The 24,041-nt window shown below is 54.0% G+C and carries 21 protein-coding genes; 11 read left to right on the forward strand and 10 right to left on the reverse strand.

Annotation, left to right across the window (positions count from 1 at the left end):
- Window positions 1-19 precede the first annotated feature (19 nt).
- The 7 genes from HV107_RS15715 to HV107_RS15745 all read left to right on the forward strand — a co-directional run bounded on the left by HV107_RS15715 (window position 20) and on the right by HV107_RS15745 (window position 7,493).
- Complete coding sequence (locus HV107_RS15715) at window positions 20-352, forward strand: YbaB/EbfC family nucleoid-associated protein (protein ID WP_010428194.1); 333 nt, start codon at window positions 20-22, stop codon at window positions 350-352.
- Complete coding sequence (gene recR / locus HV107_RS15720) at window positions 352-957, forward strand: recombination mediator RecR (protein WP_182059868.1); 606 nt, start codon at window positions 352-354, stop codon at window positions 955-957. The genes HV107_RS15715 and recR overlap by 1 nt, the downstream gene beginning before the upstream one ends.
- Window positions 958-1,067: 110 nt before the next feature.
- Window positions 1,068-2,942, forward strand: coding sequence for a molecular chaperone HtpG (htpG, locus tag HV107_RS15725; RefSeq protein WP_182059869.1), 1,875 nt, complete (start codon window positions 1,068-1,070; stop codon window positions 2,940-2,942).
- A 194-nt stretch (window positions 2,943-3,136) separates the two neighbouring features.
- Window positions 3,137-3,781 carry an adenylate kinase gene (adk, locus tag HV107_RS15730; protein WP_182059870.1) on the forward strand — a complete coding sequence of 215 codons (645 nt, stop codon included), beginning with the start codon at window positions 3,137-3,139 and terminating at the stop codon, window positions 3,779-3,781.
- A gap of 124 nt (window positions 3,782-3,905) precedes the next feature.
- Window positions 3,906-4,868: a ferrochelatase gene (hemH, locus tag HV107_RS15735; RefSeq protein WP_182059871.1), complete on the forward strand. Its 963-nt coding sequence runs from the start codon at window positions 3,906-3,908 to the stop codon at window positions 4,866-4,868.
- A 62-nt stretch (window positions 4,869-4,930) separates the two neighbouring features.
- Entirely contained in the window at window positions 4,931-6,235 is a 1,305-nt protein-coding gene (locus HV107_RS15740) for an inosine/guanosine kinase (protein WP_182059872.1), read from the forward strand.
- Window positions 6,236-6,338: 103 nt separating this feature from the next.
- Window positions 6,339-7,493: an IS481 family transposase gene (locus tag HV107_RS15745; RefSeq protein ID WP_182059873.1), complete on the forward strand. Its 1,155-nt coding sequence runs from the start codon at window positions 6,339-6,341 to the stop codon at window positions 7,491-7,493.
- Between the two features lie 92 nt (window positions 7,494-7,585).
- Here the strand turns inward: HV107_RS15745 and ybaL are convergent, their stop codons facing one another.
- Together ybaL and HV107_RS15755 are read right to left on the reverse strand one after the other, a co-directional pair.
- The gene (ybaL, locus tag HV107_RS15750) at window positions 7,586-9,262 is read right to left on the reverse strand and encodes a YbaL family putative K(+) efflux transporter (RefSeq protein WP_182059874.1); all 1,677 of its coding nucleotides are present in this window, start codon (window positions 9,260-9,262) and stop codon (window positions 7,586-7,588) included.
- A gap of 233 nt (window positions 9,263-9,495) precedes the next feature.
- A complete protein-coding gene (locus tag HV107_RS15755; protein WP_182059875.1) occupies window positions 9,496-10,716 on the reverse strand; it encodes an MFS transporter in 1,221 nt (406 codons plus the stop codon).
- Window positions 10,717-10,885: 169 nt separating this feature from the next.
- Here HV107_RS15755 and ushA point away from each other — a divergent pair, with 169 nt between their 5' ends.
- On the forward strand, window positions 10,886-12,538 hold the full coding sequence (gene ushA, locus HV107_RS15760; RefSeq protein ID WP_182059876.1) for a bifunctional UDP-sugar hydrolase/5'-nucleotidase UshA: 1,653 nt from the start codon (window positions 10,886-10,888) through the stop codon (window positions 12,536-12,538).
- Between the two features lie 93 nt (window positions 12,539-12,631).
- Here the strand turns inward: ushA and ybaK are convergent, their stop codons facing one another.
- The 3 genes from ybaK to copA all read right to left on the reverse strand — a co-directional run bounded on the left by ybaK (window position 12,632) and on the right by copA (window position 16,654).
- Window positions 12,632-13,111: a Cys-tRNA(Pro)/Cys-tRNA(Cys) deacylase YbaK gene (gene ybaK, locus HV107_RS15765; protein WP_182059877.1), complete on the reverse strand. Its 480-nt coding sequence runs from the start codon at window positions 13,109-13,111 to the stop codon at window positions 12,632-12,634.
- A 199-nt stretch (window positions 13,112-13,310) separates the two neighbouring features.
- Window positions 13,311-14,105 (reverse strand): TraB/GumN family protein, encoded by a 795-nt coding sequence (locus tag HV107_RS15770; RefSeq protein ID WP_182059878.1) that lies wholly within the window; start codon window positions 14,103-14,105, stop codon window positions 13,311-13,313.
- A 50-nt stretch (window positions 14,106-14,155) separates the two neighbouring features.
- Window positions 14,156-16,654: a copper-exporting P-type ATPase CopA gene (copA, locus tag HV107_RS15775; protein ID WP_182059879.1), complete on the reverse strand. Its 2,499-nt coding sequence runs from the start codon at window positions 16,652-16,654 to the stop codon at window positions 14,156-14,158.
- Between the two features lie 108 nt (window positions 16,655-16,762).
- On the opposite strand from copA, the gene cueR reads away from it, so the two are divergent.
- Window positions 16,763-17,173 (forward strand): Cu(I)-responsive transcriptional regulator, encoded by a 411-nt coding sequence (gene cueR, locus HV107_RS15780; RefSeq protein ID WP_182059880.1) that lies wholly within the window; start codon window positions 16,763-16,765, stop codon window positions 17,171-17,173.
- Here the strand turns inward: cueR and HV107_RS15785 are convergent.
- From HV107_RS15785 to HV107_RS15805, 5 genes are all read right to left on the reverse strand, one after another.
- On the reverse strand, window positions 17,170-17,622 hold the full coding sequence (locus HV107_RS15785; protein ID WP_182059881.1) for an NfeD family protein: 453 nt from the start codon (window positions 17,620-17,622) through the stop codon (window positions 17,170-17,172). The two genes, cueR and HV107_RS15785, sit on opposite strands and share 4 nt — an antisense overlap.
- Window positions 17,619-18,533: an SPFH domain-containing protein gene (locus HV107_RS15790; protein ID WP_182059882.1), complete on the reverse strand. Its 915-nt coding sequence runs from the start codon at window positions 18,531-18,533 to the stop codon at window positions 17,619-17,621. Before HV107_RS15790 ends, HV107_RS15785 begins: the two co-directional genes overlap by 4 nt.
- A gap of 152 nt (window positions 18,534-18,685) precedes the next feature.
- Window positions 18,686-19,540 carry a hypothetical protein gene (locus HV107_RS15795; protein ID WP_182059883.1) on the reverse strand — a complete coding sequence of 285 codons (855 nt, stop codon included), beginning with the start codon at window positions 19,538-19,540 and terminating at the stop codon, window positions 18,686-18,688.
- 312 nt (window positions 19,541-19,852) lie between these two features.
- Window positions 19,853-20,218, reverse strand: a complete 366-nt coding sequence (locus tag HV107_RS15800; RefSeq protein ID WP_182059884.1) for a hypothetical protein — start codon at window positions 20,216-20,218, stop codon at window positions 19,853-19,855.
- A gap of 75 nt (window positions 20,219-20,293) precedes the next feature.
- Window positions 20,294-22,141, reverse strand: a complete 1,848-nt coding sequence (locus HV107_RS15805; protein ID WP_182059885.1) for a hypothetical protein — start codon at window positions 22,139-22,141, stop codon at window positions 20,294-20,296.
- A gap of 424 nt (window positions 22,142-22,565) precedes the next feature.
- On the opposite strand from HV107_RS15805, the gene fetA reads away from it, so the two are divergent.
- Both fetA and fetB read left to right on the forward strand, forming a co-directional pair.
- On the forward strand, window positions 22,566-23,237 hold the full coding sequence (fetA, locus tag HV107_RS15810; RefSeq protein WP_182059886.1) for an iron efflux ABC transporter ATP-binding subunit FetA: 672 nt from the start codon (window positions 22,566-22,568) through the stop codon (window positions 23,235-23,237).
- Complete coding sequence (fetB, locus tag HV107_RS15815) at window positions 23,230-24,012, forward strand: iron efflux ABC transporter permease subunit FetB (protein WP_182059887.1); 783 nt, start codon at window positions 23,230-23,232, stop codon at window positions 24,010-24,012. Before fetA ends, fetB begins: the two co-directional genes overlap by 8 nt.
- The last annotated feature ends 29 nt before the right edge of the window (window positions 24,013-24,041 follow it).

The following is a 24,041-nucleotide window of genomic DNA, read 5'->3' on the forward strand; positions in this document are numbered from 1 at the left end:
TGAAAGAAGAGAGAAGCCTATGTTTGGTGGTAAAGGCGGTCTGGGTGGTCTGATGAAGCAGGCTCAGCAGATGCAGGAAAAAATGCAGAAGATGCAGGAAGAGATCGCTCAGCTGGAAGTCACGGGCGAATCTGGCGCGGGTCTGGTTAAAGTGACCATCAACGGTGCGCACAACTGCCGCCGCGTTGAAATCGACCCAAGCCTGCTCGAAGACGACAAAGATATGCTGGAAGATCTGGTTGCTGCGGCGTTCAACGATGCTGCTCGCCGTATCGACGAAACTCAGAAAGAGAAAATGGCCTCTGTATCCAGCGGTATGCAACTGCCGCCGGGCTTCAAGATGCCATTCTGATGCAAACCAGTCCGCTGCTCACGCAGTTAATGGAAGCACTGCGCTGCCTGCCGGGCGTTGGCCCAAAGTCGGCGCAGCGCATGGCGTTCACGCTCTTACAGCGCGACCGCAGCGGCGGGATGCGCCTGGCGCAGGCTTTGACCCGCGCCATGTCAGAAATTGGTCATTGTGCGGATTGCCGTACGTTTACCGAGCAGGACGTCTGTAACATCTGTTCGAACCCGCGTCGTCAGGAAAACGGTCAGATTTGCGTGGTGGAGACTCCGGCGGACATCTACGCTATCGAACAAACCGGGCAGTTTTCTGGGCGCTATTTCGTGCTGATGGGGCATCTCTCTCCGCTGGATGGTATTGGCCCGGATGATATCGGTCTTGACCGCCTTGAACAGCGTCTTAAGTCCGAAACGATCAACGAGGTGATCCTCGCCACCAACCCAACGGTGGAAGGGGAGGCAACGGCCAACTACATCGCCGAGCTGTGCGCAGAGGCAGGCGTTGACGCCAGCCGTATCGCCCACGGCGTACCGGTTGGTGGCGAGCTGGAAATGGTCGACGGCACCACGCTGTCGCACTCTCTGGCCGGGCGTCACAAGATTACTTTCTGAACAAACGGAGGCTGCGTTCGTGGCCTCCGCTTGAAAACTCTCTCCTTTATCCCCATCTCTCACTCAACGTTTTAAAACCCCATTAAATGGCATTGTTGAGGTCGACTTAGATGAAAGGACAAGAAACCCGTGGTTTCCAGTCAGAAGTAAAACAGCTTCTGCATCTGATGATCCATTCCCTTTATTCCAATAAAGAAATCTTCCTGCGTGAGCTGATTTCCAACGCCTCCGATGCGGCGGATAAGCTGCGTTTCCGCGCGCTGTCTAACCCGGATCTGTATGAAGGCGACGGCGATCTTCGTGTGCGTGTCTCTTTTAATCAAGAGAACCGCACGCTGACCATCGCCGATAACGGCATTGGTATGACCCGTGATGAAGTCATTGACCATCTCGGCACCATCGCTAAATCAGGCACCAAAGCATTCCTGCAATCCATGGGCTCAGACCAGGCTAAAGACAGCCAGCTGATTGGTCAGTTTGGTGTGGGCTTCTACTCTGCATTTATCGTGGCGGACAAAGTGACCGTTCGCACCCGTGCTGCGGGTGAGAGCGCTGAAAACGGCGTGTTCTGGGAATCCCAGGGTGAAGGCGAATACACCGTTGCGGATATCACCAAAGCGGATCGCGGGACTGAGATCACCCTGCACCTGCGTGAAGGCGAAGACGATTTCCTGAACGACTGGCGCGTACGTTCGATCATCAGCAAGTATTCCGACCATATCGCGCTGCCGGTTGAGATCGAAAAACAGGAAGAGAACGACGGCGAAACCGTAGTTTCCTGGGAGAAGATCAACAAGGCGCAGGCACTGTGGACGCGCAACAAGTCTGAAATCAAAGACGAAGAGTACAACGAATTCTACAAACACATTGCCCACGACTTCACTGACCCGCTGACCTGGAGCCACAACCGTGTGGAAGGTAAGCAGGAGTACACCAGCCTGCTGTATATCCCGGCGCAGGCTCCGTGGGACATGTGGAACCGCGATCACAAGCACGGCCTGAAGCTGTACGTCCAGCGCGTGTTTATCATGGATGAAGCCGAGCAGTTCATGCCGAACTACCTGCGCTTTACGCGCGGGCTTATCGACTCTAACGATCTGCCGCTGAACGTCTCCCGTGAAATCTTGCAGGACAGCACCGTCACCCGTAACCTGCGTAACGCGCTGACCAAACGTACATTGCAGATGCTGGAAAAACTGGCGAAAGACGATGCTGAAAAATACCAGACCTTCTGGAAACAGTTCGGCCTGGTGCTGAAAGAAGGCCCGGCGGAAGATTCCGGTAATATCGAAGCCATTGCTAAACTGCTGCGCTTTGCCTCCACGCATACTGATTCTTCAGCACAGACTGTGTCGCTGGAAGAGTACGTATCACGCATGAAGGAAGGGCAGGAAAAGATTTACTACATCACTGCCGACAGCTATGCCGCAGCGAAGAGCAGCCCGCACCTGGAACTGCTGCGTAAGAAAGGCATCGAAGTACTGCTGCTTTCCGACCGCATCGACGAATGGATGATGAACTACCTCACCGAGTTCGCCGGCAAAACCTTCCAGTCCGTTGCCAAAGCCGATGAATCCATCGACAAGCTGGCAGATGAAGTGGATGAAACCGCGAAAGAAGCTGAAAAAGCGCTGGAGCCGTTCGTTGAGCGCGTGAAAACTCTGCTGGGCGACCGTGTGAAAGAGGTGCGTTTCACGCATCGTCTGACCGACACTCCGGCGATTGTCACCACCGATGCCGACGAAATGGGCACCCAGATGGCAAAACTGTTCGCTGCAGCGGGCCAGGCGATGCCTGAAGTGAAATATATCTTCGAGCTGAACCCGGATCACCCGCTGGTAAAACGCGCGGCAGATACTCAGGACGAAAGCCTGTTTGCCGAGTGGGTTGAACTGCTGCTGGACCAGTCTCTGCTGGCCGAACGCGGTACGCTGGAAGATCCTAACCTCTTCATTAAACGTGTGAATGCGCTGCTGCTGGCGTAACTGACCACCTACCCCTCACCCTGCCCTCTCCCCAAAGGGGAGAGGGCAGGGTGAGGGGGAATCAATCGCACTAACCCAAATATTCTCCCCCATTAACCGTTTCAGCCGTCCCGCCTTCCTTGAGCCACGTCCGTTCTGGTGGTATTGTTTAGCGCTTTTGAAAAATTGAACCAACTTTTGAGGGGATTTTCGCAATGCGTATTATTCTGCTTGGCGCTCCGGGCGCGGGTAAAGGAACTCAGGCTCAGTTCATCATGGAGAAATACGGTATTCCGCAAATCTCCACCGGTGACATGCTGCGCGCCGCTGTTAAATCTGGCTCCGAGCTGGGTAAACAAGCGAAAGACATCATGGACGCAGGCAAACTGGTTACTGACGAACTGGTTATTGCTCTGGTGAAAGAGCGCATTGCTCAGGAAGACTGCCGTAACGGTTTCCTGCTGGACGGCTTCCCACGCACCATCCCGCAAGCTGATGCCATGAAAGAAGCGGGCATCAACGTAGACTACGTGCTGGAATTCGACGTGCCGGACGAGCTGATCGTTGACCGTATCATTGGCCGTCGCGTACACGCTGCTTCTGGCCGCGTTTACCACATCAAATTCAACCCGCCTAAGGTTGAAGGTAAAGACGACGTGACCGGCGAAGAGCTGACCACCCGTAAAGACGATCAGGAAGAGACCGTGCGTAAGCGCCTGGTGGAATATCATCAGATGACCGCGCCACTGATCGGCTATTACTCTAAAGAAGCGCAGGCGGGTAACACCAAATACGCGAAAGTAGACGGCACCCAGGCCGTTGCTGATGTTCGTGCAGAGCTGGAAAAAATCCTCGGCTAATCGCACCTCTCTCACCCGGATCCCCGGGTGAGAAAAATTCTCATTTTATCTATCACAGCAATGGGTTTCGTTTAAACGCATTTCCGCTACAATTGACAACCATTCAAATGGTTAAGAGGCGTGAATGAGTCAGGCGAAAACCGGCATCCTGCTTGCCAATCTGGGCACTCCAGAAGCACCCACTCCAGAAGCGGTAAAACGTTACCTGCGACAATTTCTGAGCGACACTCGCGTTGTGGATACCCCGAGACTGCTGTGGTGGCCGCTGTTGCGCGGAGCCATTCTGCCGATTCGTTCCCCGCGTGTGGCAAAACTCTACCAGTCCGTCTGGATGGAAGAGGGGTCGCCGCTGATGGTCTACAGTCGTCGCCAGGAGAAAGCCCTTGCGGCCCGTTTGCCGGATATGCCGGTGGCACTGGGGATGAGCTACGGCAAACCTTCGCTTGCCAGCGCGGTTGATGAACTGCTTTCACAGGGCGTTGATCATATCGTGGTGCTGGCGCTTTACCCGCAATATTCTTGCTCGACGGTTGCCGCGGTATGGGATGAACTGGCGCGTATTCTGGCCACTCGCCGCCGTATTCCGGGTATCACATTCATTCGCGATTACGCTGATAACGCACTCTATATTAAAGCGCTGGCAAGCAGTGCCCGGGCATCGTTTGCAAAACACGGTGAGCCGGACGTGCTGCTGCTTTCCTATCACGGTATTCCTCAGCGCTATGCCGACGAAGGTGATGATTATCCTCAGCGCTGCCGCGATACCACGCGAGAGCTGGTTTCAGCGCTCGGATTGCCACCCGAGAAAGTGATGATGACCTTCCAGTCGCGCTTTGGCCGCGAGCCGTGGCTCACGCCGTATACCGATGAAACGCTTAAAATGCTGGGCGAGAAGGGCGTGAAGCACGTTCAGGTGATGTCGCCGGGCTTCTCGGCAGACTGCCTGGAAACGCTGGAAGAGATAGCGGTGCAAAACCGGGAGTTTTTCCTTGAAGCGGGCGGAGCGAAATACGAATACATTCCTGCACTTAACGACGATTCAGAGCATATCGATATGATGGTGTCGCTGGTGGCAAATAGCCGCTGATCGCGCTTAAGGCCGGGTTTGTGCTACCATTCCCGGCCCATATTCTTTGCATAGCTCATACCATGAAATTTCCCGGTAAACGTAAATCCAAACATTACTTCCCCGTCAATGCCCGCGATCCGCTGCTGCAACAAATTCAGCCGGTAAACGAAACCAGCGCTGCATGGGTGGTCGGTATCGATCAGACTCTGGTGGATATTGAAGCGAAAGTGGATGACGCGTTTGTCGCACGTTACGGTCTGAGCGCCGGGCATTCGCTGGTGATTGAAGACGATGTGGCCGAAGCGCTGTATCAGGAGCTGGTACGTGAAAACCTGATTTCCCATCAGTTTGCCGGTGGCACTATCGGTAACACCATGCACAACTATTCTGTGCTGGCCGATGACCGCTCCGTATTGCTGGGCGTGATGTGCAGCAATATCGAGATTGGCGGCTATGCCTACCGCTATCTGTGCAATACCTCCAGCCGTACCGATCTGAACTATCTCCAGGGTGTCGACGGGCCAATCGGTCGCTGCTTTACGCTTATCAGCGATTCCGGTGAGCGTACCTTTGCCATCAGCCCGGGCCACATGAACAAACTGCGCGCCGACAGCATCCCGGAAGAGGTGATCGCAGGTGCATCTGCGCTGGTGCTGACCTCCTATCTGGTTCGCTGCAAGCCGGGTGAGCCAATGCCGGAAGCCACCATGAAAGCGATCGAGTACGCGAAGAAATACAATGTGCCGGTGGTTCTGACACTTGGCACCAAATTCGTGATTGCCGACAATCCTGAGTGGTGGCAGGCGTTCCTGAAAGAGCACGTTTCGATTCTGGCGATGAACGAAGAAGAAGCGGAAGCGTTAACGGGCGAGAGCGATCCGCTGCTGGCGTCGGATAAAGCGCTGGACTGGGTGGATCTGGTGCTTTGTACCGCTGGGCCGGTTGGGTTATATATGGCGGGCTTCACCGAAGAAGAGAGCAAACGCAAAACTCAGCATCCGCTGCTGCCGGGTGCCATTGCCGAATTCAACCAGTACGAATTTAGCCGCGCTATGCGTCATAAAGATTGCCAGAACCCGCAGCGTATTTACTCGCACATCGCGCCGTATATGGGCGGACCAGAGAAGATAATGAATACCAACGGCGCTGGCGACGGGGCTCTGGCCGCGCTGCTGCACGACATTACTGCCAACGCGTACCACAAAACCAATGTCCCGAACTCCAGCAAGCACAAGTTCAGCTGGCTGACCTATTCCTCGCTGGCGCAGGTGTGTAAGTACGCGAACCGCGTGAGTTATCAGGTACTGAACCAGCACTCCCCGCGCTTAACGCGTGGCCTGCCGGAACGGGAAGATAGCCTCGAAGAGGCGTACTGGGACAGGTAAAAGTGTTTATTCCCTCTCCCCGTGGGTGTACGGTCCGGGGACATAGTGAACACTTGTTCGGGGACATGGTAGACACTTACAACTAAGGCATAAGAACCCGTTTATGGAGTCGCTTATGTCCAGGGATGCGAGAGATACCATGTCATTACGTACCGAGTTTGTTTTGTTCGCCTCGCAGGACGGGGCGAACATCCGTTCCCTCTGCCGTCGCTTCGGCATTTCACCTGCCACCGGCTATAAGTGGCTTCGCCGCTGGGCGGAGGAAGGGGCCTCCGGCCTTCAGGACCGCCCGCGCATACCGCACCATTCCCCGAACCGCTCATCTGACGACATCACTGCCCTGCTGCGTATGGCGCATGACCGCCATGAACGCTGGGGCGCACGCAAGATAAAGCGCTGGCTGGAAGACCAGGGGCACACCATGCCCGCCTTCAGCACCGTCCATAACCTCATGGCCCGTCACGGTCTGCTGCCGGGCACTTCACCGGGCATTCCCGCCACGGGACGGTTCGAACATGACGCGCCGAACCGCCTCTGGCAGATGGATTTTAAGGGCCACTTTCCCTTTGGAGGCGGCCGCTGCCATCCGCTCACCCTGCTGGACGACCACTCCCGATTTTCCCTGTGCCTGGCGCACTGTACCGATGAACGGCGCGAGACCGTGCAGCAGCAGCTGGTCAGCGTGTTTGAGCGCTACGGCCTGCCGGACCGGATGACGATGGACAACGGTTCTCCGTGGGGAGACACCACCGGCACCTGGACGGCGCTGGAGCTGTGGCTGATGCGTCTGGGTATCCGGGTGGGGCACTCCCGGCCGTATCATCCGCAGACGCAGGGTAAGCTGGAGCGTTTTCACCGGAGCCTGAAGGCAGAAGTGCTGCAGGGGAAGTGGTTCGCGAGCGGGGGCGAACTGCAGCGCGCCTTCGACCACTGGCGGACAGTCTATAACCTTGAACGCCCGCATGAGGCGCTGGATATGGCGGTACCGGGGTCGCGGTATAAGCCGTCAGAGCGGCAGTACAGCGGCAACACCACGCCCCCGGAATACGACGAGGGCGTGATGGTCAGGAAAGTGGATATCAGCGGAAAGCTGAGCGTGAAAGGGGTAAGTCTGAGCGCAGGCAAGGCGTTCAGGGGAGAACGGGTCGGGCTGAAGGAGATGCAGGAAGACGGCAGCTACGAGGTGTGGTGGTACAGCACGAAAGTGGGGGTGATCGACCTGAAGAAAAAGTCGATCACCATGGGTAAAGGATGTTAAAAAGTGTTCACCATGTCCCCGAACACCTGTCTACCATGTCCCCGGAACGTACAGGGAGAGGGCCAGGGTGAGGGCATCAGGCCGCACAACACTTACCCCGTCACCGCCTCTTCAACCGGTGGTTTTTCCAGCAGCGTCAGCATCGTATTCGCAATCTCACGCTCACCCATCACCACCTGATTAGCACCACGCTCGGTAATGTATTCCACTTCATCGTCATAATGGGCGCGGGCGATAATCTCAATATGCGGGCACTTTTCGCGGGCGGACGCCACAATCTCACCGGCTTCGTAGCCGTTCGGAATGGTCAGCAGTAGCCAGCGGGCGCAGTCCAGATGCGCAAGATTCATAATCTCTTCATTGGCCGCATTGCCCAGCACTGCACGAATACCGCGCTCGCGCAGCTCATCTACGCGGGTTCTCGAGGATTCAATCACCACCAGCGGCACACCCTGCGCCATCAGCTTCTCACCCAACAGGCTGCCCACGCGGCCAAAGCCGACCAGTAGCGCATGGTTGCAGATATCCACCGGGATCTGCTTCTCTTCTTCGATAGCCTCTTCCAGCGTCTGCTCTTCGAGCGTTTCGGTTTTATCGAGGTATTTTTCCAGCAGCGCGAACAACACTGGGTTCAGCATGATGGAGAGAATAGCCCCTGCCAGCACCAGGTTCTGCCCGGCTTGTGGCAGCAGATTCAGCGCCATCCCCAGCCCTGCGAGGATAAAAGCAAACTCACCAATCTGCGCCAGGCTGGCGGCGATGGTCAGCGCTGTACGTGGCGAGTGGCCAAACATGCGCACCAGGAAGAAAGCGACAACCGACTTACCAAAGATGATGATCGCCAGCGTGCCCAGTACTGCCAGCGGTTGCTGGAGCAGGATCATCGGGTCGAACAACATCCCGACGGAGACGAAGAACAGTACGGCGAATGCATCGCGCAGCGGCAGGGTGTCGTGCGCGGCACGGTGGCTCAGTTCGGATTCGTTCAGCACCATCCCGGCGAAAAACGCACCCAGTGCAAAGGAGACATCAAACAGCTCCACGGCGCCAAAGGCGATACCCAGCGCCAGGGCGAGCACTGAAAGGGTAAACAGCTCGCGGGAACCGGTCGCGGCGCTGCGGGACATGATCCACGGCACCAGGCGGCGGCCCACCAGCATCATAATGGCGATAAACGCCACAACTTTACCGATGGTGATACTCATATCCAGCGCCAGAGACGCAAAGCCGACGTTATCTTTTTCCATCATCCCGGCAACGGCTGGCAGCAGAACCAGCGTCAGCACCATCACCAGGTCTTCAACAATCAGCCAGCCTATCGCGATTTGCCCGCGCTGGCTGTCTATTAACTGTCTCTCTTCAAGCGCGCGCAGCAACACCACGGTACTGGCGGTAGAAAGACACAGCCCAAACACGATGCCGGTCATCAGTGACCAGCCAAGTAAGGTCGAAAGCGCCATTCCCAGCAGTGTCGCCACCCCTATCTGGGCGATCGCTCCTGGTATGGCGATAGACTTTACCGCCATCAAATCCTTCAGTGAGAAATGCAAACCGACACCGAACATCAGCAAGATCACGCCCAATTCCGCCAGTTCTGGAGCCAGTTTGGTATCCGCCACAAAGCCCGGCGTAAATGGACCCGCCAGTACACCCGCTAACAAATAGCCCACAAGAGGAGAAATACGCAGTTTATTGGCAATCATGCCGAGGATAAAAGCGAGCACAAGGCCACCAACAATGGTGGTGATTAGCGGTGTGGCGTGATGCATTCCGTCTCCTTTCGTGGTGGGGTGTTCCATTTTTGGCGAAAAACCAAAAAACCGAGTTACAGTTTATGACAATTTTTACCGACATGTTTATGAATAATTGTTGAAGTTTGAATAAAACAGCAATGAGCATGAAAAAAAAGCAGATTTTGACAAATTCGGCAGGAAGAAGAAGAGGAAAGCCTTATGGCATCAGGGAATCTGGCCGCCAAAGTAAAACTTTGACGGCCAGTAAATTACGCTTTGTGACGGTTGTCAGGCAGGAATATGGTCAACATCCCCAAAAGTGGCAGGAAAGCACAGATTTTGTAGACCAGGAAGATGCTGGTGTGGTCCGCAACCATACCCAATACAGCGGCACCAAGGCCACCCATGCCAAAGGCAAAACCGAAAAACAGCCCGGAAACCATACCGATACGCCCTGGAAGGAGCTCCTGAGCGTAGACCAGGATGGCGGAAAACGCCGATGCCAGAATAAAACCAATGATGACGGTCAAAATGCCCGTCCATTCAAGGCTTGCGTAAGGTAAAATAAGCGTAAAGGGAGCTACACCGAGGATAGAGCCCCAAATGACATATTTACGCCCAATTTTATCGCCAACAGGCCCGCCAATCACCGTGCCTGCTGCTACCGCAAACAGGAACGCAAACAGGTGGAATTGCGCGTTTTGTACCGATAATCCGAACTTTTGCATCAGATAAAAGGTGTAATAGCTGCTGATGCTCGCCATATAGAAGTATTTCGAGAAAATCAGCACCAGAAGCACGCAAACTGCCAGAATAACCTTATTACGAGGGAGAGGATTGGTAACCTTTACTTTAGGTTTGCCTTTGTTCACCCGGTGCTGAGCGGCGTACCAGCGGCTGATCTGTGCCAGTACGATAATCGCCAGCAGGGCGGCCAGGACAAACCATGCAACGTTGCCTTTGCCGTAAGGGGCAATGATCACCGCTGCCAGCAGTGGGCCGAGCGAGCTGCCAAAGTTACCGCCAACCTGGAACAGAGACTGCGCCAGCCCGTGACGCCCGCCAGAGGCCATGCGCGCCACGCGGGAAGATTCCGGATGGAATATGGAAGAGCCCGTGCCGACGAGCGCTGCGGCAACCAGCACCGCTTCAAAGCTGCCCGCCATCGCCAGCAATACCAGCCCGCTTAAGGTAAAGCACATGCCAACCGGCAATGACCACGGCATCGGATATTTATCCGTCCAGTAGCCCACCACCGGCTGCAGCAGCGACGAGGCCAGCTGGAAGGTCAGGGTGATCATCCCGATCTGCACGAAGGTTAATGAAAACTCAGACTGCAATAACGGGTAGATCGCCAGAATCAGAGACTGGATCATATCGTTGAGCAGATGAGAAAGACTGATTGCGCCTAAAACTTTAAAGGAAGTGCGCGATTGTGGCGGCGACGCCGGAGAGCCCGTAATGGGCTGGGTTGATTCACTGATTGCCATAGAGATGAATACCACGTCGTTTGTTATTAGAAATGCAGGGTGTAATTATTATCCAACTAACATACCCGCCTGTGACATTTGAAGAAAGTCGCAATTATGAAAACTTATTTGTTTATTCTTGTTACTCATTGTAATTTTTGCGTTTGTCTAAGGGTCAGGGAGAGAATATATGAAGTTAATGAAACGGGGCGTGGCGCTGGCGCTGATCGCCGCATGGGGGCTGACAAGCCTGCCTGCACAGGCGTATGAAAAAGACAAAACCTACAAAATCACCATTCTGCATACCAACGATCACCACGGCCATTTCTGGCGCAGCGAATACGGTGAATATGGCCTTTCCGCCCAAAAAACGCTGGTGGATGGTATTCGCAAAGAGGTAGCCGCAGCAGGGGGCAGTGTGTTGCTGCTCTCGGGCGGGGATATTAATACCGGTGTACCGGAATCTGATTTACAGGATGCAGAGCCCGATTTCCGTGGCATGAATTTAATAGGTTATGATGCGATGGCCGTGGGTAACCATGAGTTTGATAATCCGCTGACCGTTCTGCGCCAGCAGGAAAAATGGGCCAAATTCCCGTTCCTCTCTGCCAATATTTATCAGAAAAGCACCGGCGAACGCCTGTTTAAACCCTGGGCGCTGTTTAAGCGTCAGGATCTGAAAATTGCCGTTATTGGTTTAACCACCGACGACACGGCGAAAATCGGCAACCCGGAATACTTCACCGATATCGAGTTCCGTAAACCAGCAGACGAAGCAAAGCTGGTGATTCAGGAACTCCAGCAGAATGAAAAGCCGGACGTGATTATCGCCACCACGCATATGGGGCACTACGATAATGGCGAGCATGGCTCCAATGCGCCGGGTGATGTCGAGATGGCGCGCAGCCTGCCTGCGGGCTCTCTGGCAATGATTGTGGGTGGCCACTCACAAGATCCGGTATGCATGGCGTCTGAGAATAAAAAGCAGGTGGATTACGTGCCAGGCACGCCGTGTGCGCCAGACCGTCAGAACGGTATCTGGATTGTTCAGGCTCACGAGTGGGGTAAATACGTCGGTCGTGCGGACTTTGAGTTCCGCAATGGCGAGATGAAACTGGTGCACTACCAGCTGATCCCGGTCAACCTGAAGAAGAAAGTATCTTACCCGGACGGGAAAAGTGAGCGCGTACTTTACACCCCAGAAATTGCTGAAAACCAGCAGATGCTCTCCGTGCTGACGCCGTTCCAGAATAAAGGCAAAGCGCAACTGGATGTGAAGATAGGCACGCTTAATGGCCGCCTGGAAGGTGACCGCAGCAAAGTCCGTTTCGTGCAGACCAATATGGGGCATCTGGTGCTGGCAGCGCAAATGGCGCGTACCAGTGCAGACTTCGGCGTGATGAGCGGCGGCGGTATTCGTGACTCCATTGAGGGTGGGAATATCACCTATAAAGATGTGCTGAAGGTTCAGCCGTTTGGCAACGTGGTGGTGTATGCCGACATGAGCGGTAAAGAGGTTATCGACTACCTGACCGCCGTGGCGCAGATGAAGCCCGATTCGGGGGCGTATCCGCAGTTTGCCAACGTCAGTTTTGTGGCGAAAGACGGTAAGCTCAATGACCTCAAAATCAAAGGCGAGCCGGTTGACCCTGCTAAAACATACCGCATGGCAACACTGAGCTTTAACGCTACGGGCGGGGATGGCTATCCGCATATCGATAACAAACCGGGCTATGTGAATACCGGCTTTATTGATGCGGAAGTGCTTAAGCAGTTTATTCAGCAGAATTCGCCGATAGACGTGAATGCGTATGAGCCGAAAGGTGAGGTGAGCTGGCAGTAGTGCGGCTGTGTTGCCCGGTGGCGCTGCGCTTACCGGGCCTACGGGTGCAACATGTAGGCCGGGTAAGGCGTAGCCGCCACCCGGCTTTTTCTTTTAATCCCTACGCGCAATATCCGCAAATTTAGCATCCAGCATTTTCGCCAGATCGCCTGCCGCCAGTTCAATGTCCAGCCCGCGCTTGCCACCTGAAATATAAATGGTGTCGAATTCCTGGGAAGGTGCATCGATCAGCGTTGGCAGACGTTTTTTCTGCCCCAGTGGGCTGATCCCGCCCACCAGATAACCGGTAGTGCGTTGCGCAACCATTGGATCCGCCATGTCGACTTTTTTCGCGCCCAGCGTTTTGGCGACTTTTTTCAGATCCAATTGCCCCGCCACAGGCGTTACCGCCACCGCAAGGTGTTTCATATCGCCATTCACCGCAACCAGCAGCGTTTTGTAAACCTGGTCGGCATTCAGCCCCAGCTTACGCACCACTTCATCGCCAAAGTTTGTTTCATTCGGATCGTGATCGTAAGTGTGGATCCTGAAAGAGATTTTGTTTTTTTCGAGTAATTTAACGGCGGGAGTCATAGCTATCCTTCTTACGACAGACATTTCATGCCAAGAGCATACGCCTGACGTTTGTCTAAAAAATAGCACCATCTTGCGCAATAGTATTGGCAGTGATGGTCACTTTGAGCGACAATCGGCTCAACCGAAGGTCTCCTTCGGCATAATAAAAACGATGAAATTCCTCTTTGACGGGCCAATAGAAATATTGGCCATTTTTTTATTTAAGCAGTGACGGCAAATTCCCTTCTCCGTACAAATGTAACGCCCCGACGGCAACCACATAATGCCCGGCTGGCAGCGCATTCAGCGTATGTTTCCACGCCCGGTTACGCTCGTTCATCAGGACATCATACAACGACTGGCTGAACGTGGCGGGTAATTCTGGTTTGTCGTTTGCGGGCGGCGTTTCGAGCCACCAGCTCACCATCACCTGGAGCAACCGCGCGTTGGTATGCCAGTGGGTCAGGGTATCATCCAGCAATAGTAAGCCATCATCAGGAAGCTGGCGTAACAGCTCAACCTGGCTTTGTGCACCTTCCAGCTCGATGATCGGCAGGTTTCGTGCCCGGGCGGCGTGAAGGAGCTGATAATCAATACCGTACTCTCCCCGTAATCCCAGACGTTGCGCCTGCGTCGCCTGAAGCACCATGGCAATCTGCCACAGGGGCTGAGTTTCCAGCATCGACATTGATATGCCCAGATCATCAGCCACGCGCGTCAGTTCGGCAAGCTGGGTGTCATCCAGGCGTTCGCTGAGCGGAGGCGGGATATCCAGATCGGCAAAAGGAGATTCACTGCCGGAGATATCCGCTTCGACAACCAGGGCATCCGCATTACGCAGCAGTTTGAGCAGGGGAGGCGGGAGAGGTGACATCCCGGAGGTTCCCATATGGATGCTGCCAACCAGGTGCAGATGTTGTCCGCCAGAAAGTGAGATATCCATGCCCGGCCAGGCATAACGGCGAGGGAACAGGGCGCGAAACGATGTTTTTATACGATTAAACAGACTCATACGCGCTCCATGAACGGAAAGGTTCATGCTAGCGCGTAGGAGCCGAAGGTTCAATCTTTCGGTTTAAAGCGCAACAGCCGGTTTGCGTTACTGACCACGGTTATGGACGACAGCGCCATTGCTGCGCCTGCGACTACCGGGTTGAGCAGCGTGCCGGTCAGTGGCCACAAAATCCCGGCGGCAATCGGAATGCCGAAACTGTTGTAGATAAATGCCCCTAACAGGTTCTGCTTCATATTGCGCAACGTGGCTTTTGAAATGGCCAGCGCATCCGCAACGCCCATCAGACTGTGGCGCATCAGGGTGATCGCTGCCGTTTCAATGGCAACATCGCTGCCGCCGCCCATCGCGATCCCCACTTCGGCCTGGGCCAGTGCAGGTGCATCGTTGATCCCGTCCCCGACCATAGCCACCTGGCGCCCCTGGTTTTGCAGCGTTTTGATGGCGTCGGCTTTACCCTCTGGCAGTACCCCGGCAATCACCTCATCAATACCGGCTTCGCGGGCAATGGCATTTGCCGTTGTCGGGTTATCCCCGGTCAGCATCACCAGGCGGTAGCCCGCACGGTGCAGACGTTTCAGGGCATCCACGCTGTCCTGGCGCAGCGGATCGCGAACGGCAATCAGGGCCGCCACTTTGCCGTCTACAGCCAGCAGTACCGGTGTCGCGCCCTGAGATGCCTGCGCCTGTAGTTCACTGTCCAGCACCGACGTATCGATACCTTTTTCATTCAGCAGCGCCTGGTTACCCAGCAGCAGTGCGTGTCCTTCTGCTTCACCGCTGACGCCCAGCCCACGTAGAGTGCGGAAGTTGCTTACCTGCGGCAGGGATGCGTCCGCCGCTTTATCAATAATGGCGCGAGCCAGAGGATGGCTGGAGCCTTGCTCCAGCGCGGCTGCCAGGCGCAGTGCATCGGCTTCTGCGATGCCAGCGGTGTTCACCGCGACCACCTGCGGTTTGCCTTCCGTAAGCGTACCGGTTTTATCAAATACCAGCGTATCGAGCGTGCTGGCGCGTTGCAGGGCGTCGGCGTCACGGACCAGTACGCCAAACTCGGCGGCACGACCCACGCCCGAGATAATCGACATCGGCGTCGCCAGGCCAAGCGCGCAAGGACAGGCGATGATTAATACCGTGGTTGCAATCACCAGGGTGTAGACAATTTGCGGCGCCGGGCCGAAGAAATACCAGATAGCGGCGCTCAGCAGGGCAATACAGACCACCACGGGCACAAAAATGGCGGAGATTTTATCAGCAAGCTGGCCAATCTCCGGCTTACTGCTCTGAGCCTGACGCACCATGCGGATAATACGCGACAGCGTGGTGTGGCTACCTGTGCGGCTTGCACGAAACAGTACGCTACCGTCCTGCACCACCGTACCGGCGTGCACGGCATCTCCCTGGGATTTTTGCTGTGGGATAGGTTCCCCGGTCAGCATGGCTTCATCAAGCCAGGCATCACCCTGAGTGATCTCGCCGTCAACAGGAACACGGTCACCGGTAGTCAGGCGCAGCGTCATACCCGGCTGAACCTCGGCCAGCGGAACATTTTTCTCGCCGTCGTCTGTGACGACGCGAGCGGTTGGCGGCGTTAAATCAAGGAGTCTTTCCAGCGCTTTAGAGGAACGCTGGCGTGCGCGGGCTTCGAGCATATGGCCTAAGTTAATCAGGCCGATAATCATCGCACTCGCTTCGTAATAAAGATGGCGCGCTTCCATCGGGAACCACTGTGGCCAGACGTTGACGCTCATCGAATAGAGCCAGGCCGCGCCCGTGCCGAGTGCGACAAGCGTATCCATCGTTGCGGTGCGATTTTTCAGGCTCTTCCAGGCGCTCGAATAGAAGTGACCCCCGGCGAAAATCATGACGCCGAGTGTAATCACACCAATTACCAGCCATAACGTGCGGTTGTCGTCAGTGACCATCATGTTGTCACCGATCATGCCCCACACCATTACCGGAATACCGACCAGCAGCGCGACAATCGCCTGCCAGCGGAAGCGTTTCATGGTGGCTACCGCCGTTTCCTGCTGGCGTTCGCGGCGTTTGGCATCATCTTCGATGGCCTCTGCACCGTAACCTGCTTTTTCGACGGCCTGCACTAAATCTGCGGCGGAGGCACTGCCCATAATCAGCGCAGTACGCTCCGCAAGGTTAACCCGTGCCTGTGCGACGCCCGGTACGGCCTGCAATGCATTTTGTACCCGGGAAACGCAGCTGGCGCAGCTCATGCCGTTGATCAGCAGCTGTTGGCTGTCGTCAATATCATCAGCTACCGGAAGCTCAGGAATGGCCGCTGTCAGTGCTTCCGACGGGAGTGATGACTCTGCCAGCGGTTTAGCCTTTGGGTGGCTTAACTCCGCTCCGTAACCGGCTTGTTTGATAGTGTCGATCAGCGCATCGGCGCTGGCGCTACCGGTGACGGCAGCATGATCGATAGTCACGTCCGCGCTTTCAACATCAGGACGCTGTTCCAGGCTTTCTTTAACGCGTTTGACACAGTGGCCGCAGGAGAGGCCGTCCAGAGTCAGATCAATGGTGTGAGACATAACAAAACTCCCGTATAATTATCTGGTCAGTTATTGACCTTCATAATGCTTTTCGCTAACTGTTATGAAGGTTAAACCTTCCATCAAGGGGAAGGTCAAGGGGGAAATGTGAATATCAGTGATGTTGCGAAAAAAACCGGATTGACCAGCAAAGCAATTCGTTTTTATGAAGAGAAAGGGCTGGTAACACCGCCACTGCGCAGCGAAAACGGCTACCGCAGTTATACGCAACGGCATCTTGATGAGCTGACGTTACTGCGTCAGGCAAGGCAGGTAGGCTTTAACCTGGAAGAGTGCGGCGAACTGGTAAATCTGTTCAACGATCCGAAACGCCACAGTGCAGATGTCAAAAAACGTACCCTGGAGAAGGTCGCTGAAATTGAGCGCCATATCATTGAACTACAGGCCATGCGCGAACAACTGCTGGGGCTGGCGGCGTCTTGTCCGGGGGACGACAGCGCCGAGTGTCCGATTATTGATAATCTTACCGGCTGCTGTCATCGCAAGGCCAATGCCTAACAAGCTTTTACGCGCAGGGTAATACCTTCCACCGCAATGACCTCAACCCGCGTTCCGGCGCTGAGGTCATCATCTGCCACCACTGGCCACGAGCTATCACCCACGCGCATGTGTCCGCGGCCATTCACCAGCGTGGTGTCCAGCGTAAATCGCTTGCCGACAATCTGCTGTCCACGCTGATTAAGATGGGCGTCCACAGGTTCCTGCGCTTTCACCCGCGTGCTCAGCCAGCGCCACCACAGCCAGGCCGCAACCAGCGTCAGCACAGCAAACAGCGCGCCCTGCCACGCCCAGTCCAGCGGAAGCAGCCAGACCAGCAGTCCGGTGATCACGGCAGCGACACCGCTCCAGAGCAGGTAACCGTTGCCGCCAAGCATCTCGGCTGCCAGCAATAAGCCACCGAGACTTAGCCAGAAGGCATGAGGATGTGCAACGATGAGCTCGATCATTTCTTACGCTCGTTTCCGCTATCCTTAATGAGTTCGGTAATCCCGGCAATAGATCCCATCAGGCTGCTGGCATCCAGCGGCATCATCACCACTTTGCTGTTATTCGCAGAGCCAATCTCTTTCAGCGCATCGGTATATTTTTGCGCCACGAAGTAGTTAACGGCTTGGATATCGCCGGCAGCAATGGCTTCGGACACCATCTGGGTTGCGCGGGCTTCCGCCTCTGCGGAACGTTCACGCGCCTCAGCCTGGAGGAACGCAGACTGGCGATCGCCTTCCGCTTTCAGGATCTGCGACTGTTTTTCCCCTTCAGCTTTCAGGATTTCTGCCTGGCGTATGCCTTCGGCCTCGAGGATATAGGCACGCTTGGTACGCTCGGCCTTCATCTGAGCATTCATCGATGCGATAAGTTCCGCCGGTGGGCGCACGTCACGGATCTCAATACGGGTGACTTTAATCCCCCACGGATTGGTCGCCTCATCCACAATGTGCAGCAGGCGCGTATTAATGCTGTCACGCTGGGAGAGCATTTCGTCCAGCTCCATCGAACCAAGCACGGTACGGATGTTAGTCATTGTCAGATTAACAATCGCCAGTTCGAGATTGCTGACTTCATACGCTGCTTTAGGCGCATCAATCACCTGAATAAAACAGACGGCATCAATGGTGACGTTGGCGTTGTCTTTGGAGATAATTTCCTGAGAGGGGATATCCAGTACCTGTTCCATCATGTTGATCTTGCGACCGATTCGGTCCATGAAAGGCACAATAAGGCTCAAGCCAGGCTGCAATGTATTGGTATAGCGGCCAAAGCGTTCAACGGTCCACTGATACCCCTGCGGGACAATTTTGACACCCGCACCAACGATAACCAGTGCGACGAAAATAAGGACAGGAACAACGATGAGCATAAAACCTCCTGTTTTGAATGCTGTGACGAGAAAAATTGTGTGTTTGTTGTTCGTAAGTATATCGGCTATCGGCCAGAAATTCGCCCCTGTAAAGAGGTGGGAAGCGCATCAGAGGTAATAAAAAGCCCTGCCAGATGGGCAGGGCAAAGGGATCAAGCACCCGGATGGGTATATGAAAAGTCTGCGATAAACTGCTCGCCCGCGTCGGCGATAGCTTTGGATAAGCCCTGATAGTAATTTTCCAGCCCAATGGCTTCAATTTGCTGGATTTGCTCGCGAATAGGGGCACAGAAGAGAACCGCGTTACCGGCTTCAACACGTTTGTTATTCGGAGGGAGATCGTCTGCGATCGCTTTAAACCACGTTCGGATCCCCTGCTTTAAGCTGTGCGGGGCCTTGGTCAGGTTTTCGATACCGGTCAGCACTTGCAGAGTAGGAAACTCGTCGGCAAATACGGCTGTTTTCATGCGACTAAAGAACTGGCAGAAAAGCTCAAATGAACCCAAATCTGTCACACGAGGCTTAGTGGTTTTACCGTTTTTGTTACCAGGCTTGCTAGCTTCTGACGTGGTCGCCGGGACCGCGTTGACCTTGTGCAGATCCAGACCAAACAGCAGATTACAGTGCGCACGGCGCTCTTTCAGCGGGTAAGACATCAGTACATCGATAAACTGGGTTGCCTTTACATCCGCAAGATCGTGGTTAATGAGCCACTGTGAACGCGCGAATTCAGCAGGGGAGACAAACCAGTCCGGTACTTCGTCGTAACGTTTTGATTTTCCCTTTCCGTCAAACTCAATAAAGTGCGCACCATCATCAAAGGCGAATTTGCAGTTTCTGAAGCTGCCAATCGTGGTGTTAACGATGAGCGCCTTTTTGACGAAATCGACAACTTCTGCACCGATGACAAAACTTGTGAGTTCCGAAGAATTGATGACTTCCATTAATGTTTCTACAGTAGGAACACCAGGCTTCAAAGAAGAAAACTCATAAAAGATATGTGTCATGCTGCATACTTCCTATAGTTATAAGGGTGCCAATTTGTACACGAAAAAGTGTAACACCACTCGATGCCTGAGGCTATTAGCTCTGCGTGCGGGAACTATGGCGAGATCACAAATGGAAGATATACGTTACTTTTTAATGTCAACATGTCAAACAGGATTGACATGTTGAAGACTACTTTTTTTAAGAATTGTGTCCTTTTCTCTTCTCAGTAGATGAATACATTAAATACACTTAACTAAGACTGTTATCAGATACAAAAAAGCCGCCTTAGCGGCGGCTTGATTGCAGTACGTTTATGAGTGGGACGCGTGTTATTTCAGGTAACCAATAAATCCTTCGCCTTGCTTTAGCAGCGCAACCTTGCCGCTCTTATAAACAACAATATTATACAGACCCTGGCTATAACTTTTTGCTGAAGCGTTGTTTTCATCCAGTGCGGCGGGTTTACCGTCAACGGTTACCCAATCACCTGATATTACTACGGTTATCCCATAACCTTTCACCGTTCTTTTCTTCGCTGACTGTGCTTTTTGCAGCGCGGGCAGAACGGAATACTGCCCCTGTGTATTTTGCACCATCGGTGGGACTGCCATCATCCCCTTGGGCTGATTACGCTGCGCGAACCCGCTCAGGCTCACTACGGCAAATGCCAGCGCGGTAAGCATCTTCAATTTCATCCTGACACCTTAATTAATAAGAGAAAGTTAACAGGTCGTTTTTATGACGACCTGAACATGACATGGTGAGTGAAATCAGAAATCGCCAGAAATACCGGCACCTGCCATCCAGCCGCTGTCGAATGACGTTGACGCCTGCATGTTTACAGCGACATGGCTGGTTAGCCCTTTCTGAATACCGCCGGCCAGTGCTGCTCCGTCACCGTTAGCGGTACCGGTGGAAAGCGCCCATGCGTTGTCGGAGTGATAGTGCAGGCTGGACATGGCCGCCGCGTTGTTCAGACCGCGTTTCAGTTCATCACGGGTGTCCTCAATATCTTTCGCGTTACGATCGATTTTCTGACTGTTTTGAGAAATTGCGTCCGAGTTGCTGCTCACTTTGCTACGCGTGGCCTGATCAACGTAGTACGTGTTTACATGCTGAACCGTTGTTACGGTGTTTGTGCCACTTGTCGGGGTAACCGGGGCTTTGGTGGATGGCTTCAGGCTGGTTGCCGGAATGACGGTCCCATTTGTTGTCGGGGTAATGACCGGTGGCGCAATCAGGGCAGCCTGTTTTTTAGCAATATCCTGGCGGTAAAGCGTTGGGTTCACGGTCGGCACAGTCTGTGTCGTCGTGGTCGGGTTTACCACTGGTGGTGCAATCAGGGCAGCCTGCTTTTTGGCGATATTCTGGCGGTAAAGCGTTGGGTTAACACTCGGCACAGTTTGCGTCGTCGTTGTGGTTGTCGTCGGGTTCACAACTGGCGGCGCGATCAGGGCAGCCTGCTTGTTGGCGATAATCTGACGATAAAGTGTCGGGTTAACACTTGGCACAGACTGTGCGATCGGCGTTGGTACCTTCATTGGCTGCGGGGTCAGCTGGGTCGGCAACACCGGGATTTTCTGCGGTACGGACTGTGCAATCGGCGTTGGCACCTTCATTGGCTGCGGGGTCAGCTGGGTCGGCAACACCGGGATTTTCTGCGGTACGGACTGTGCAATCGGCGTTGGTACCTTCATTGGCTGCGGGGTCAGCTGGGTCGGCAACACCGGGATTTTCTGCGGTACGGACTGCGCAATCGGCGTTGGCACCTTCATTGGCTGCGGGGTCAGCTGAGTTGGCAGCACCGGGGTTTTCTGCGGCACGGACTGCGCTATCGGCGTTGGCACCTTCATTGGCTGCGGGGTCAGCTGTGTTGGCAGCACCGGGGTTTTCTGCGGCACGGACTGCGCAATCGGCGTTGGCACCTTCATTGGCTGCGGGGTCAGCTGGGTCGGCAGCACCGGGGGTTTCTGCGGTACGGACTGCGCGATCGGCGTCGGCACCTTCATTGGCTGCGGGGTCAGCTGGGTCGGCAGCACCGGGGGGTTCTGCGGTACGGACTGTGCAATCGGCGTTGGCACCTTCATTGGCTGCGGGGTCAGCTGGGTCGGCAGCACCGGGGTTTTCTGCGGCACGGACTGTGCGATCGGCGTTGGCACTTTCATTGGCTGCGGGGTCAGCTGAGTTGGCAGCACCGGGGTTTTCTGCGGTACGGACTGCGCGATCGGGGTTGGCACGTTCATTGGCTTAGGTGTTGGCTGGGCGGGGATCTTTTGTGGTGCCAGTGTGCGAAGCGCGCGGTTCGCTGCATCCACCTGAAGCCTGCCTAATCGGGCATCCTGACGTGTCTGATCGACCTGCTTGAGCGCTGCATCATGAGCTTGTATCGCTTTTTTGGCTTCGATCGAATTCTGACCGTACGTAAGAATCGTATTGCCCATCGCAATATTGGCAATGTGCTCTTTATACATTGCCGTGCTATACGATTTATCCGCAAGATGGGAGAATTGTTGTGCACCCTTAAGGTTTGCAGCTGCTTGTTCAGGGGTTATTGCATATGTTGCAGGCACAATGCACAGAGCAACAACAGAGGCCAACAATTTAACGGTGGTTTTCATCTTTAATTTCCTGACGGTAATACTGGGGGGTTAATTCAAATCAGCAAAGTCTTTTATGACTTATTAAAATGATTTTCTTTGTCTTAAATTAGTCTTTGTGTTGTTGTCGTTGTGTCTTTGTGGTGTCTTTTGTTTGACTGATTTTAGGGTGTGTAAAAGTGTGTATTTTTGATTTAAATCATTAATCAGTGTTTAATAAGTCAGTATTTAATCATTTTTAAATCTGTATGTAGTCTGTGGCTTTCAGATGAAATATGTGTTTTTTTTGATCGAAAATTGTTTGAACCTGCTTTTTTAGGGGATTTACAGCGAGGAAAGGAACACAAGGGCATTTCTCAGAAGGATTGTTTTGTGTGAGCAGATAAAACGAATGTATACATTAAGTCTTTTGTAAGTCTTAATGTATACAATCACTGGAAACAATATGAACGACAAAAACGTGATTTTGCATATCAAGGATGTTGGGTATCGTGCCGGAGAGAACACCATTCTTCAGCATGTCGATTTTTGCCTTTCTCCTGGTGAATTCAAACTGATAACCGGCCCGTCAGGCTGTGGAAAAAGTACACTGCTGAAGATTATTGCGTCCTTACTCAGCCCTACCGAGGGGACGATTCTGTTTGAAGGGAAGGATATCGCTTCACTGTCGCCCGAAAGCTATCGGCAGCAGGTGTCATACAGCGTGCAAACACCTACTCTGTTTGGCGATACGGTTTACGACAACCTGATCTTTCCGTGGCAGATCCGTGGGAAATCACCTGAACCCGAAAAACTGATTGCCGACCTCGCCCGCTTCGGATTGCCGCAAGAGACACTGACAAAATCGATAACGTCGCTTTCTGGTGGGGAAAGGCAGCGCGTATCCCTGATCCGTAATTTGCAGTTTTTACCGAAGGTACTGCTGCTGGATGAGATAACCAGCGCTCTCGACGAGAGCAATAAGCGCAATGTTAACGACATCATCCATCGGTATACCCGCGAGCAGAACATCGCTGTGCTGTGGGTAACGCACGATGCAAACGAAATTACCCATGCGGATGATGTCATCAGGCTGCAGCCGCAGGGCCGGAAAATGCAGGAGGCAAACCGTGGGTGAGCATAATATAACCAACGGATCGCTGGCGCTCTCTCTGGTACTGGTGCTGGTGGCGATTGTCGTCAGTTACCGTGAAAAACTGGGGCTGGAAAAAGACATTCTGATTGGTATCTGTCGCGCCGTTTCGCAACTTATCGCTGTTGGATTTGTGCTGAAGTACATTTTCAACGTCAACAACGCGGTGCTGACGCTGCTGATGGTGCTCTTTATCTGCTTCAACGCGGCGTGGAATGCGCAGAAGCGTAGTAAATACATCGATAAGGCATTTGTTTCGTCGTTTATCGCCATTACTACCGGGACGGCGTTAACGCTCGCGGTTCTGGTGTTTTCAGGATCTATCGCGTTTTCACCGATGCAGGTTATCCCCATTTCCGGGATGATCGCCGGTAATGCGATGGTGGCCGTGGGGCTGTGCTACAACAACCTTGGGCAGCGCTTTAGCAGCGAACAGCAGCAGTTACAGGAAAAGCTAAGCCTGGGTGCGACACCAAAAGTGGCCTCGGCTCGGCTAATCCGCGAGAGTATTCGTTCATCGCTGATCCCAACGGTTGATTCTGCGAAAACGGTCGGACTGGTGAGCTTGCCCGGCATGATGTCAGGGCTGATTTTTGCCGGGATCGACCCGGTAAAAGCGATTAAATATCAGATTATGGTGACGTTCATGCTGCTGTCTACCGCGAGCCTGTCGACCATTATCGCCTGCTATCTGACGTATCGTAAATTCTACAATTCACGCCATCAGCTGGTGGTCACGCAGTTGAAAAAGACGGAGTAAACCGTCTTTTGTAGGCCCGGTAAGGCGAA

Source organism: Enterobacter sp. RHBSTW-00175 (assembly GCF_013927005.1).
In the GTDB taxonomy this organism is placed as follows: Bacteria; Pseudomonadota; Gammaproteobacteria; order Enterobacterales; family Enterobacteriaceae; genus Enterobacter.

Excerpts from the sequence above, each read along its gene's own strand:
- ybaL (WP_182059874.1), bottom strand. The coding sequence starts at position 9,262 with ATGCATCACGCCACACCGCTAATCACCACCATTGTTGGTGGCCTTGTG.
- fetA (WP_182059886.1), top strand. The coding sequence starts at position 22,566 with ATGAACGACAAAAACGTGATTTTGCATATCAAGGATGTTGGGTATCGT.
- HV107_RS15740 (WP_182059872.1), top strand. The coding sequence starts at position 4,931 with ATGAAATTTCCCGGTAAACGTAAATCCAAACATTACTTCCCCGTCAAT.
- HV107_RS15715 (WP_010428194.1), top strand. The coding sequence starts at position 20 with ATGTTTGGTGGTAAAGGCGGTCTGGGTGGTCTGATGAAGCAGGCTCAG.
- HV107_RS15805 (WP_182059885.1), bottom strand. The coding sequence starts at position 22,141 with ATGAAAACCACCGTTAAATTGTTGGCCTCTGTTGTTGCTCTGTGCATT.
- ushA (WP_182059876.1), top strand. The coding sequence starts at position 10,886 with ATGAAGTTAATGAAACGGGGCGTGGCGCTGGCGCTGATCGCCGCATGG.
- HV107_RS15755 (WP_182059875.1), bottom strand. The coding sequence starts at position 10,716 with ATGGCAATCAGTGAATCAACCCAGCCCATTACGGGCTCTCCGGCGTCG.
- ybaK (WP_182059877.1), bottom strand. The coding sequence starts at position 13,111 with ATGACTCCCGCCGTTAAATTACTCGAAAAAAACAAAATCTCTTTCAGG.
- HV107_RS15800 (WP_182059884.1), bottom strand. The coding sequence starts at position 20,218 with ATGAAATTGAAGATGCTTACCGCGCTGGCATTTGCCGTAGTGAGCCTG.
- adk (WP_182059870.1), top strand. The coding sequence starts at position 3,137 with ATGCGTATTATTCTGCTTGGCGCTCCGGGCGCGGGTAAAGGAACTCAG.
- htpG (WP_182059869.1), top strand. The coding sequence starts at position 1,068 with ATGAAAGGACAAGAAACCCGTGGTTTCCAGTCAGAAGTAAAACAGCTT.
- HV107_RS15785 (WP_182059881.1), bottom strand. The coding sequence starts at position 17,622 with ATGATCGAGCTCATCGTTGCACATCCTCATGCCTTCTGGCTAAGTCTC.
- HV107_RS15790 (WP_182059882.1), bottom strand. The coding sequence starts at position 18,533 with ATGCTCATCGTTGTTCCTGTCCTTATTTTCGTCGCACTGGTTATCGTT.
- HV107_RS15795 (WP_182059883.1), bottom strand. The coding sequence starts at position 19,540 with ATGACACATATCTTTTATGAGTTTTCTTCTTTGAAGCCTGGTGTTCCT.
- recR (WP_182059868.1), top strand. The coding sequence starts at position 352 with ATGCAAACCAGTCCGCTGCTCACGCAGTTAATGGAAGCACTGCGCTGC.
- copA (WP_182059879.1), bottom strand. The coding sequence starts at position 16,654 with ATGTCTCACACCATTGATCTGACTCTGGACGGCCTCTCCTGCGGCCAC.
- HV107_RS15770 (WP_182059878.1), bottom strand. The coding sequence starts at position 14,105 with ATGAGTCTGTTTAATCGTATAAAAACATCGTTTCGCGCCCTGTTCCCT.
- hemH (WP_182059871.1), top strand. The coding sequence starts at position 3,906 with ATGAGTCAGGCGAAAACCGGCATCCTGCTTGCCAATCTGGGCACTCCA.
- HV107_RS15745 (WP_182059873.1), top strand. The coding sequence starts at position 6,339 with ATGGAGTCGCTTATGTCCAGGGATGCGAGAGATACCATGTCATTACGT.